Genomic DNA, 12,325 nt, shown 5'->3' on the forward strand with positions numbered 1-12,325 from the left:
AATACCAAATCGGGCTTCGGTGTACCAACTTGGAAACTCATATTGATCCCTTAATTCTTCCCAGGAACGTTCCTGCTCTTGCGAAAAACACGGAATACTTAAATAGGAAACCAATAATAAAATCAAAATCAACTTACGTTTCTTCATAGTATTCGTCTTATCTTTTTAGTTTCTTCCAGGATAAGCAAAACGCTTATTACTTCGTTTATCCACAGGGACCGTGGCCTGTACCTTCTTCAGATACTCTCCGAGCCTGCTTTTTAAATCAGCGGCTATCTGTGGTTTAATCTCAGCCAAATCATTTTGTTCTCCGATATCGTCTGGAATATTGTACAATTCAGACTTCCCATTTTTATACCAATAAATCAGTTTCCAATCGCCCCTGCGAATAACACTGTATGGCTCAAAATCGTAATTGTGTGGGAAATGCCATACAAAATCACGCTTCATAGCATTTACATTCTTCTGTTTCAGGAGAGGCACAAAACTTTTTCCATCCACTTTTCCGCCGGCTTGTCCATATTTTCTCACCCCAGCCATTTCCAAAATTGAAGGGAAAAAATCTTCAATGATAACAGGGACATTGGTCGCACTTCCCGGCTGTACTGTTCCCGGCCATCTCACAATCATCGGATCACGAATTCCCCCTTCATACGGACTTACTTTATGACCGCGCAGCGGCAAGTTTTGCGGACACTGTGAAGGCGAACCGTTGTCGGACATGAAAATAACAATGGTGTTCTCTTCAATTCCCAGCTGCTCCACTTTATTTAGAATATCTCCCAACGATTGATCCATACTCTCAAGCATGGAGGCTAAGGTTGCCTCAAAATCGGTCAGTCCCTGATCGATATACTTTTGATAGAAACGCTTGTCCTTTTCCCAGGGAGCATGCACCGCATAGTGAGACATGTATAAATAGAATGGCTCATTTTTAGCGACACTGCCCTCCATCTCTGTCAATGCTTCACGAGTCAACGCTTCGGTGAGGTTGATGTCCTTTCCATGATATTTTTCGAGTCCCGGCACATCCCAAATACGAGCTCCATTGCGCCAAACGGCACTATAATTCTTCTCGCCATGATAAGACCCGGGACCACCGGCTGCATGCCCGGCAATATTTACATCAAACCCTAGTTTCAAAGGATCTTCTCCAGGAGTATCCATGGCTCCCCAGTGGGCCTTCCCAACGTGGATGGTTCGGTAGCCAGCCTCCTGTAAGAAGCTCGGCAGCGTATTGGCAACGCAAGTATTTTCGATTCCTTCAACCGGACTTAGTCCATTTAGGTTCCAATCCGGAGCTCCAAAAATCTCATGCTGTTGATCGGGTGATTTTCCTTTGCGCAAGGTCCAATTTGTAACACCATGCCTGGCGGCGTTCATACCAGTCATTAAACTAACCCGCGATGGCGAGCACAATGGGCAGGCATAAGCTTGCGTAAATTTCATTCCTTGACTGGCCAAACGCTCCATATTTGGCGTCTGGTAGCGTTCATTCAACTTGGTCTTCTTAGTCCAAAATGGCACTGAAGTTTCCTGCCATCCCATATCATCCACTAAAAAGAAGATGATATTGGGCTTTTCCTGTTTGTTCTTACTACTGGCAGGCTGCCAAAAGAAAACAAAAGGAAGTAATGCGAGTAATTTATTCATAGTTCTTTTCCCAATTCACGCTTTAATAATCTATTCTACATACTTCAAGACATAGCTAACCGTGCAATCATCGCCATAAATGTTGGTTCCTGACGGCAGATACACATAAGCTGGCTTCCCGTCTTTCAGCAGCACTTGCGGCCGTTCAAACTTGGCATAGTTCTGCCCCCCAGGTCTATAGATTCGATTTACTTTTGACATCTCAACCGTTGTATAATCATTGATGTGATGAAAGCCTTTTTCAAACTCCGTAAAACGAATACCATTTTCCGAAGTCCACAAAATACCCCCTCCTTCTTCAATCATTCCATGGTTGTCGGTGGTAAGCAGCGCAAACTTTCCCTCATACATAAAAGCATAACCATCCTCAATATTCCGATCATTGGCGGTTACCGGAAAAGGAAGTTGGACATAAGGGCCCTCCAGGTTTTCGGCAACTGCCAATCCCATACGAGCTTTTTCTGACTTGAAATAGAGAAAATATCCCCCATCGGGATGCTGTAAAAATGCCGGATTATTAACGCCATTGCTGGCCTTGTAAGTCCAGTAATCAGGATTCTTTGAAGTCCTAAGAATCACCCCGTCATCACCGGCTTTTTTCCAAGGGCCAAATAAACTTTCTGAGGTCGCCATGCATATGTATTGGTTCGAAGGATGTTTTTCAATACCATCGTTAACAATATAAAGCAAAGCATACAAGCTGTCGACTTTATGAATGGCAGGATTATGCGGTGCATAAACTTTATGAATGGCGGGATTACAAGGAGCCTTGTCGTTGATATCTCCTTTTACCGCTACTTCTGAAAAGACAAACGGTCCTTCGGGCGAATCGCCAACATAATGGGCAATTTCGCTGTGTGTGCGCCATCCCGGGTCTACTTTTAGTTCTCCGGGCCAGCGAGCTACAAAAAGGTGCACTTTCCCATCATCTCCCCAAATAGGCGAAGTGCCCCAAATGGTATATCCCGGCTCTTCTACCGCAGTTCCGACAAATTCCAACTGATCAGCAAAACTTGTCTTCTCTCCAACAGATTGACATTTAGCATCACTAAAAACCATGGTCCCAGCAATAAGCAGCAAACCTGCAAAGAGCAAGGGATTAAACATTTTTCTTATCATTGTCTTTCTTTATTATCCTAAACTTATTTTTACACTATTGAGTAGAATCCAAGCGAATTAATGACTCTCACCCTCTAAAGATACCGCACAACTTCTACATCATTATCCTGCACTTCCCCGGGTGTACTTCGACCGCGCACAATCAGCTCTTCCAGCAACTTTTTCATCTCCTCCGCCTTTTCTGGATACTCCAATACCAAATTGGTTGTTTCGCCCGGATCGGTCGTAAGATTATAAAGCTGGATTTCCTGATCACTCTCACCTTTGGTCCAACCACCCGAGCCTGAATCCAGAATCAGTTTCCATTCTCCCTGACGTACTGAAGGCACTCCACGGATAGAGCTATTTACTGCATTATCTCTTACAGGCCGATCATTTCCTTTCAATAAAGACATCAAACTGAAACTATCTTCGCCTGCATTATCCGGCAGTTTCACACCAATAACATCCGCCAGCGTAGCCATAATGTCGACCTGTTGAACGAGCTGATCACTAGTACTTCCGGCTTTTACCACGCCCGGCCACTTCACTATAAATGGCACGCGATGTCCTCCTTCCCATACATCCGACTTATAGCCACGCCACGGACCACTGGGGAAATGGCCTTTAGCTTCCAATTCTTTCGCTCCAATATAAGGGGCACAGCCATTATCGCTTGTAAAAATAATCAGGGTATTGTCACTTTCGCCACTTTTCTCAATTGCATCCAACACTCGCCCAATCTGGGCATCCGTTTCCATTACAAAATCAGCATAGCGGTTCAGCTTGCTTTTACCATCCCAAGCTTCATTTACAGCCAAAGGCGTATGTGGAGAAGTCAAGGGTAGATAAAGCAAAAATGGCTCGTCTTTTTGAGCGGATTTGGTAATATACTTCGCCGCACGAGAACATAATTCAGGTAAAATATTTTCCAGTTTCCAATCGCTAACCGCGGGCCCAGCCATACTTGCCATATTATTCCCCAGCAGTTCTTTAGGAAGAAATTCGCTCGGAATTCCAATGGTACGATCATCCTCAATAAAGCAGTAAGGTGGCCAGTTAGGAACATCCGTTCCAAAATAGTGATCAAACCCAACGGCTGTAGGGCCACCATCAATCGAGTTAGCGTATACACTCTGCCAAGCCTCTTTTTGTTCGTCCGTAGCGACAAAGGACTCATCATCTTCGCCTTCGACTGTTTTATTCACTTTCCAAAGCGGACGCATCGCGTCATCAATTGGCCAGTCCCAGCCAAGATGCCATTTTCCAATACATGCCGTTTGATACCCCTGCTGCTTGACTAAACCGGCCACCGTAAGTCGATCAGGCGTAATCAGAGGATCATCGAAAAGCCCGACAATTCCTTTCTGGAGCCGCGAGCGCCAATGATAACGACCGGTGAGCAAGGAGTAACGCGAAGGTGAGCAAACAGCTGAAGATGAATGCGCATCCGTAAAACTCATTCCCTGTGCTGCCAGCCGATCAAGATTCGGTGTTGGGATTTTTCCACGTTCCGTATTGTAGTGTTGAAGATCTCCATATCCGAGATCATCAGCCAGGATAATAACAATATTGGGATCCTGAACAGCATCTGGTGCCTTTTCAGTGTTACATGCAACAGCTAAAGCGCCAATTGCCAACGTATAAATATTTCGTCTTCTCATTCTTTAAAGATTTTTGTAGCTATTCGTGTTTACTTCACGATACCTCCGGTACCGACCAAACTAATGGATTTTTAACACATTTTCCTAAAAAGCCCAATCAACGAACTCTCTGTTTTATTCATCTGACCTGTAAACGCAGTCTTTCATTGCACATAACGAACATTGATAATCCTGAAACTCCACATTTCGACCAATCCCAATTACTCCACTAACCGATTTCACCGGATTCATCAAGGCGGACTCCGTCAAAGAAACACCACATGGGTTCTCGTCGAACAGTGAAAATAGTTTATGCTGATCACTTACATTCCAATGACAATATCCCGGGCTATATCGGTTCGTTACTTTCGCTCCCAAGGGTAACATTTGTTGTTCAATATGGTGCTGAACTTCGTCAGCAACCGCTTCGGCAATGGCGCTTCCCATAATATCATAAACGTAACCCAACACCGGATCCTCGCCTTTTAGCAATGAGGAAGCTTTTTCACTGATTGTTTTTCCTGCCGTGCAAACAAAGAAAGCCATTTTATCAGCTTTCCGCAGTTTTTGAGCTATTGTTCTTCCAACTTTAAACTCTGTTCCACCTGCGAAAAACGAGCGTTTATTAGCTGCAAACTGAAGATCCTGACAAATGTAAAAAGCGCCGCAAATGTCATTTAGCTCCCGGCAATCTTCCTTTACTTTTTCCAAATAGTCGATAAAAAGCTCTGGAATTGGCTCTTCGGAATACCCTAAGCCTTTCCGAAGTCGATCCATGTCAATGACAAGTTCCTCATACTGATAAGTAAATTCAACCTTCATATTCCAACATATTCATCAAACACAATTTGAAGATTCTTCGTTCTGTCAAAATTACCGATCATCACCAGTTCCGCCGGACCTACAAAATGACGATGTTCTTCAATTCTAAATTCATCAAAAACGCCCTGTACAAATACCATTCTTCCACCCTCAATTTTTACAAAGCCCTTTGTTCGAATACAATCTTTTTTCATTTCCTGTAAAAACTGTTTGAGTCGAACTAAACTAATTTCCCGACTACTGCGGATAACTCCCGAAGCAATATCCGGACGTCCTAAGCTCTTATCCTCGGCAAGGTAAAAGCTTAAGGCTTTTTTTAATCCGTCTAAGCTTACCTTACCATATTCCCCCTGTAATAGGCGAGCAAAAGGGTTTATTTCTTGCACCTGAGTAATCACCTCATCTAATTTAAGCTTAGCCAAATCAACCTTATTAATAATGATCGTATCGGCCGTTCGTAACTGATGGTTCATTCGGAGTTTCAAGGCCGGTATTCTGTTATAGTTACAAGCATCAACTAAACACCAAACATGCTCCAGAAAAACCGTTCCTTTCAACTTTTGCGCCTGAAAAATTTGTCCTACACCAATAGGGTCAGAGAGTCCTGATGCCTCCATGATAATAAGATCCGGCTGTTTATTCTTTATAAAATCAGCCAGCGAATCGATAAATGCCCCCAGCAGGCAAACACAAAACACCGAACCATTATTAATCTCCAACAGATCGTAAGACACTGTTTCCCTTAGCTCCGGCCCATCCACATTAACTTCAGAAAATTCATTCTGAATCACTGCAATTTTCCCTTTGCCTTCAAAGCTTTTAAGAAAATGCTTGAGAAAGGATGTTTTTCCACTTCCCAGAAAACCAGTTACCAAATGCAATGGAATACTCATTCGGTCAATTCGTTCTTAATGGCCTCCTCAATTTCTACTTTAGGCGGAATTTGGCTAATAAACTTTACTTTGCCATTGATACAGGTCGTTGGCACATTTTGAACACCTAAGGCCAGCATCATCCTGATACCATCTACGTCTTTTATTTTGTGTTCGTTCACCATCACCCTATCGCCAAAACTCTGCGAAGCCTTTTTTACGGCCTCCACCATGTACTGGCAAGGAGCACAGGAGGCAGAATCCAGGGTAATGATATCAATCACCACTTTGCCTGTTTCAAAATGACCATTCAAATCAGCCGGCTCCAAAGTCGACTGATGATCCATCTTTTTAGCCACCTGACGGGCATAGTCATCATAAACAATTTCGGCTACCGCCTGTAAGTTTGCAACTGGAGTGTCCATCGGCAGGTCACATCCCGGAGCCAGCACAAATCCTTTATTTCCCCCTTGTTCAAGACAGGCTACCGTTTCTTTTTTTGCATCCATTTCATTACCCAACAAAAGGACACTGGTTAGTTTCATATTCCCCCCAAAGCTGATGCCTTTAGCAAGTGCCACATTCTTGACATAGTCCAAAGGAATATTTTCATCGATCGACACATTATCTGGCTTGCAATCACACATCACCTCAATGTTCTGCTGAGCATGGCCACACACGAAAAAAGAACTGTACTTATTTTGAGAGCGAACAAATTCAAAAATATTCGTTGCAAACGGGCTTACAAATGTTTCAAATGATAACGGATCGATTTGGCTGGTCATAGGATCAACAACTGCAATAACATCACAACCAGCATTCATCAACATTTCGGCGTGTTTACTTCCAACCTGGCTGCAAAATTCCATCAGCTCATTTACGTATTCCGGATCCTCAAACAGTTTCATGAATATGTCGGTCCCCAACAAGTGCAAAGCCAAGGTAAAAGGGCCTGTTATCAAGCCATATAGTGCCAGATCCGGAAATTTTTTACGCAAAGTCATAGCAGCATCCAAAACAACAGGAATGCGCCCGTCAGTCTCTTTGGGCAGCTGAAGTGAACTAAGCTCCACCCCTTCGCTTAACGGATGAGAGACCACAGCTGGAGGGTTATCTTTACTCCACACTAACTTGCAGCCCAATACTTCTGCCTCAATTTGTAGGTCGAAAGCAACAGGAATGCCATCAGGATGATACAATTCCACGGCCTTACTGATACCAGCAACAAGCTTTTCTGCATCCTTCAAATAGCTTTCTGCATCAACCCCAATTAATTTGCCTCCATGAACTCCCACAAAAGGGACCCAAGGCACTCTCTCAAGTTCTTCTAAATGAAATGCCTTCTCAAGCAACTTAAATCCTTCCATGATAACTATGCTATTTTAGTGTTCAAGAAATCGACCACTCCCTGAGGATCAGCCGAGTAATTATCAGCTCCTATTTTCAAGCAAAAATCATCATTAACAGGAGCTCCTCCAATGGTTACCAGTGTTTCCGGAAAGACAGCCTTAATATCCTTTGTTATCTGCTCCATGTTTACCATCGTTGTCGTTAACAAAGCTGATAGGCCAACTGCAGCACCCGGATTTTCCTTTATCGCAGCAATGTATTTCTCAGCCAGACAATCAGTCCCCAGGTCAATGACTTTGTACCCACTTCCTTCAACCATCATGGCCACCAGGTTTTTGCCAATATCGTGCAAGTCGCCTTGAACAGTTCCAATAATAAACGTTCCTTTTTGCTTGGCTGCCCCTGATGTGAAGAATGGTTTTAAATGAACCATCGACATACCCATGGCCTTTGCCGACATCAATACCTGAGGTACAAAAATTTTATTCTCCCGAAACTTAATTCCAACTTTCTCCATTCCTGGCATCAAGCCTTCCGTTAATATCTCTTGTGCGCCAACGCCTACATCAAGCAATTGGCTGGTAATTTCATCCGCTCCATCCTCGCCTTTCATTTGCGGTGGATAAAGCGCGGCCTTGTTCGTCTTTCCAAACTCAACACAAGCCGATAGTTTCTTCAATAGTTCATCTTTCATTAGGTATTCAATTTAGATGTTAGATTTTAGATGATCTGAATTGTCAAAGAGACGATATCGCCTGTAAACGATTAGTCTAAATGAAAAACCTCTTCCATATTGGCCCACCATTCACCCTCCGAGCGATTTTTCACAGGTTTTTGCATCGGTTCCATGATGGCCCACCATTCTTGTGTTTTTGCATCTGCAGCCATTTTCTTCATGTCCGCTTCAAAATCATCGCCCGTATATTCGAAGTAGGCAAACAGCTGATTATCCTTGTGGAAAATAGAATAGTTTGAAATATTACACTCTTTGATTTTTTCAAGCACTTCGGGCCATACCTCTGCATGGTATTCACAATATTTTTTGAAGTGCTCGGGCTTTATTCCTATTACTTGTCCAAAACGTTTCATCTCTAAATATTTATAAATTTATCAATCACCGACTGTCCGAAATTTTCATTGTGCAAGTCCTACTTATCCTGCTGTCAATGCTAAAATTATTCTCCGTGCTATCGGTTGTTAAACTCTTGAATAGCATCAAACATAGCAACAATGTTCTGCGGAGGAACATCGGGTAAAATATTATGCACCGTATTAAATACAAAGCCCCCTCCATTGGAGAAGGTTTCCAATCGCTCAAGAACCTGCTCCCTGACTTTCTCCGGTGTTTCAACATTCAACACTCCAGCCGTTTCAATTCCACCACCCCAAAACGTACAGTCTTTACCAAATTCCTTTTTCAGAAATTCAGGCTCCATTTGCCAGGCATTGGTTTGTATGGGGTTAAAAATCTCGATTCCCGCCTCAATCAGATCCGGCATTAACGATGAGATGGAACCACATGAATGAATGAAGGTGTGCATCTGGCTGTGTTCTTTCACATAATCGCACAATATTTTATGACGTGGTTTAAAAAGCAACCGGTAAGTATCAGCATCCATAAACGGACCGGAAGTCATTCCCAAATCATCGCCAAAACGGATGATATCCACTAGATCTCCTACGGCATTGCATACTTTCTCTAAGGTTGCTAAATGACGCTTCAATAATTCATCCAACAATCTTTCGACATTTGCCGGATCGCACAGTAAATCCATTAGGAAGTTATCCATACGCCTGAGAAAAGTTCCCCATTCAAACAGGTTGCAGCCGCAAACCACCAACAAAGCCTTATCCGTTGTTTCGCGTAAACGCAAGGTTCGCTCTCGCAGTTGTTCCCAAAAACGATCTTCTCCTGCATGATCCCAGGGGCTATGAGCATCACGCGCCCACATGATCCGTCCCATTTCAGCATCGAGGTTCTCATAGCTATCCGGATAACCGTCGACATACGGAAAATAAGTTTGATCAAAAAAGGTTGCTCCCACAGGCATTCTTGAAAGCATTGTTTCACCGTCATCATCAAACGTTACGTACGAACCATCTTCCCTTTTTACGGGCTTAAACCATTTGGGGTAAAAAGCAGGCGCTCCGTTAGCCAAAATCGTAGGTTCCCAATCCGTCGGTTTTTCATTAAATGTTCGGCCAATATCCAAAACATCAACACTAAACCGATCAAGAATCGTCCTATCCGGTTGCGCCAGCTGTTGCACTACGTCGTATATTTGCACAGGCAATTCGGTGTTCCCGATATGGTTTACCAGATTACTGTACGCAATCGCAGAAATACCAGAACTGGGAGTGGCCCCCAAGTCCACCGGAATCCTATCGGGAGTTTGGTGGTTGATTGCTGCCAACACTCTTTCCCTTGATGTCATTGATTTTTTATTGCTCATCATATCATTTACTTTATTATTCTGAACCACTAATTCCGATCATAAATGAGGCTGCTATAAGGATTAACAGCGAACAGGCCATCAATACATATACTTTTACTGAAGCTCCCTTCCATTCTTTTCGGATAAGCCCCCAAACCGTAGCAAAGGCAATTGTAAGCGCCATTAAAATTCCCCACGAGGTAAAGGTAAACGGCCCCATCTTGCTCTTTCCCATACTGAAAAATATGAATTGACTGAACCACAAAAATCCTGCGAGTAGGCCAAAAGCATAGTTCAGCGTTAATATCCGTTTGTTTTTAGGCCTTACATAGTTTTGGAGCGATTTATTTTTCACGCCAAGAAAAACACACCAAATAAGGGTCGTAATCAATGTGCCAACAAGAAAAACAACGTAGACGGGCATCATCGAAAAAAGAGGATCAATCCCAGATTCTTCAGCAATGGTAGCGATTGGCATACCTTCTTCAAACCCAAGAGCCATAGCCGAACCGGCAAAGCCAACCAGCAGAGCTGACAAGATTCCTTTTACAAGGTTAAACTCTCCAATGTTTTCCTGCTTCTTTTCGGCAGACAACGTTTTGTCTTTTAATATTCCGGCCCAGGCCGAAAAAATAATCCCCACTACAGCAACCACCACACCAGCGATAAGCAAAGTGCCTCCCGAAGATTGAAGCATTAACTGTAAGCGGCCATCTAAAAGAGGAGGAATTAAGGTTCCAATAGCCAGCATTAATCCGAGCGAAAGCGCATAGCCCAATGAAAGCCCCAGGTAGCGCAAAGCCAATCCAAAAGACAGGTTTCCAACTCCGTAAACAGCTCCTAATAGAAAGACTGAGAGTAAAACTCCGGATCCGGTTTTAGCAAATACCGAAAACATTCCCGGTGCAAAAATGCAGCAGGCAATCCAAGGGAAGATAATATACCCTCCGAAGCTGAAGATCATCCAATAAGTTTCCCAGTTCCAGCTTTTTATTTTGCTAAACGGAACGGCAAAGCTTCCAGATGAAAAAGCGCCGATAGCAATCAGCAAAATTCCAAATACCACGCTAATACTCATCAAGTTTGGTTTTAATTAGTTAGTTGACTAAAGTTTTTTCTTTGCTCTATGGTTTGAACTCCTTCATTCTGTTGCTAGTTTCCTTTCGAAACGGGTGATTAAAAGCTTCGAAAGGAACACGTTCACAAGAAGTCAGCTCCATGGAACTGAGTTTTTTAACTTTAGTTCATAAAATTAAGAACGCAACCAATGATATTACTGCATTAACCCGTCGCTTTATTGCACAAATGCGACTTTCACAATCCCACATAAATTCTGTAATTTTGAAACTCGAGGCTATAACTATTTTATTTTAACAGGAAATGCACATAGAGAAGATTGGGCAATCGATAAATTTTCAACTAAGAAATATTGCATTATTGAAGTTTAGTACAGATTCGCACTATAACAATATTGTGAGTCCGTTTACTCGGTTGTATCTTATTACCAAAGGGACAGGGCTGCTAGTTTTGGATAGTAAAAAATATGAATTAACAGCAGGGCACATGTACCTGGTTCCGAGCTTTGCCCCTTGCTCCTATTTTTTCCATAAAGACCTTGCTCATTACTACATTCATTTTAGCATGGAAATGCCTTCCGGACTAACACCTTACAATTTGTATTCGATATCGAAACAGGTTGAAGCAACTGCTTTAGATGAAGTGTTATTTCAACGTTGCGTTGAGTTGAATCCGGGGTCTGAGTTACCGCATCACGACCCAAATGTTTACCAAAGTAAACCGTGGGTAAACAAGCAAATGCGTTTTAATTCGATGGGACACTATCTGGAAACAACCGGAATTATCAGGCAGCTCTTTTCCCGCTTTATCTGCGACGAACTAAATACCGACATCAGTCAATTGACAAACCACAACATGCAGGTTATTCTTAAGTACATACAGGAAAATATAGCCAATGAGATCCCCGTAATTAAGTTGGCTGAAATAGCTTGCTTGTCAAAAGATCACTTTACCCGTTTATTCAAATCGATTACGGGATTACCCCCCAGTGAATTTATCATTCTTAAACGGATTGAGAAGGCTAAGTTATTATTATTGACAACCGACTACCCTCTTGATGAAATCATCACGCAAACGGGATTCAAAACATCGGCCTATTTTTGCCGCATATTTAAGCAATGGACCTCATACACGCCCATGGCCTTTCGAAAAAACAGGGAATAAGAATCAAGATGATAGACATTAGATTTTCGGATTCTCAGATTTTCAGAACCAAGAGTCAAGGACCAAGACTTTGAAACTTTAAACTGTGGCCTGTGCACTCCGGACAACAGAGACAACAGAAATCTGAAATTCCAAGCCCTCCAAACTATTTCAAATAACCTCAAACAATATCAAACTTGAAACTTGAAACTTTGAACTTCGAACTTTAATC

The 12,325-nt window shown here is 42.7% G+C and carries 11 protein-coding genes; 1 reads left to right on the top strand and 10 read right to left on the bottom strand.

Translation table 11 applies throughout. From position 1 onward, the window contains the following. Positions 1 to 165: 165 nt before the first annotated feature. The 10 genes from BM156_RS15820 to BM156_RS15865 all read right to left on the bottom strand — a co-directional run bounded on the left by BM156_RS15820 (position 166) and on the right by BM156_RS15865 (position 10,951). On the bottom strand, positions 166 to 1,653 hold the full coding sequence (locus BM156_RS15820; RefSeq protein ID WP_093920875.1) for a sulfatase: 1,488 nt from the start codon (positions 1,651 to 1,653) through the stop codon (positions 166 to 168). 30 nt (positions 1,654 to 1,683) lie between these two features. Next, complete coding sequence (locus BM156_RS15825) at positions 1,684 to 2,772, bottom strand: glycoside hydrolase family protein (protein WP_139218311.1); 1,089 nt, start codon at positions 2,770 to 2,772, stop codon at positions 1,684 to 1,686. Positions 2,773 to 2,846: 74 nt separating this feature from the next. Beyond that, positions 2,847 to 4,415 (bottom strand): sulfatase family protein, encoded by a 1,569-nt coding sequence (locus BM156_RS15830; RefSeq protein WP_093920877.1) that lies wholly within the window; start codon positions 4,413 to 4,415, stop codon positions 2,847 to 2,849. 114 nt (positions 4,416 to 4,529) lie between these two features. After that, positions 4,530 to 5,216 (bottom strand): vitamin B12 dependent-methionine synthase activation domain-containing protein, encoded by a 687-nt coding sequence (locus tag BM156_RS15835; protein WP_093920878.1) that lies wholly within the window; start codon positions 5,214 to 5,216, stop codon positions 4,530 to 4,532. Next, complete coding sequence (locus tag BM156_RS15840; protein ID WP_093920879.1) at positions 5,213 to 6,109, bottom strand: CobW family GTP-binding protein; 897 nt, start codon at positions 6,107 to 6,109, stop codon at positions 5,213 to 5,215. The genes BM156_RS15835 and BM156_RS15840 overlap by 4 nt, the downstream gene beginning before the upstream one ends. Then, the gene (locus BM156_RS15845; protein ID WP_093920880.1) at positions 6,106 to 7,455 is read right to left on the bottom strand and encodes a uroporphyrinogen decarboxylase family protein; all 1,350 of its coding nucleotides are present in this window, start codon (positions 7,453 to 7,455) and stop codon (positions 6,106 to 6,108) included. Before BM156_RS15845 ends, BM156_RS15840 begins: the two co-directional genes overlap by 4 nt. A 5-nt stretch (positions 7,456 to 7,460) precedes the next feature. Then, positions 7,461 to 8,132, bottom strand: coding sequence for a cobalamin B12-binding domain-containing protein (locus BM156_RS15850; protein ID WP_093920881.1), 672 nt, complete (start codon positions 8,130 to 8,132; stop codon positions 7,461 to 7,463). Positions 8,133 to 8,203: 71 nt separating this feature from the next. Further along, entirely contained in the window at positions 8,204 to 8,527 is a 324-nt protein-coding gene (locus BM156_RS15855; RefSeq protein WP_093920882.1) for an L-rhamnose mutarotase, read from the bottom strand. A 98-nt stretch (positions 8,528 to 8,625) separates the two neighbouring features. Next, positions 8,626 to 9,894 (bottom strand): uroporphyrinogen decarboxylase family protein, encoded by a 1,269-nt coding sequence (locus BM156_RS15860; RefSeq protein WP_212733533.1) that lies wholly within the window; start codon positions 9,892 to 9,894, stop codon positions 8,626 to 8,628. 13 nt (positions 9,895 to 9,907) lie between these two features. After that, positions 9,908 to 10,951: an L-rhamnose/proton symporter RhaT gene (locus BM156_RS15865; protein ID WP_093920884.1), complete on the bottom strand. Its 1,044-nt coding sequence runs from the start codon at positions 10,949 to 10,951 to the stop codon at positions 9,908 to 9,910. A gap of 359 nt (positions 10,952 to 11,310) precedes the next feature. Here BM156_RS15865 and BM156_RS15870 point away from each other — a divergent pair, with 359 nt between their 5' ends. Continuing rightward, positions 11,311 to 12,114 (top strand): AraC family transcriptional regulator, encoded by an 804-nt coding sequence (locus tag BM156_RS15870; protein ID WP_170846985.1) that lies wholly within the window; start codon positions 11,311 to 11,313, stop codon positions 12,112 to 12,114. Positions 12,115 to 12,325: the final 211 nt, after the last annotated feature.

The sequence above is a fragment of the Sunxiuqinia elliptica genome (assembly GCF_900113005.1).
Classification (GTDB): domain Bacteria; phylum Bacteroidota; class Bacteroidia; order Bacteroidales; family Prolixibacteraceae; genus Sunxiuqinia; species Sunxiuqinia elliptica.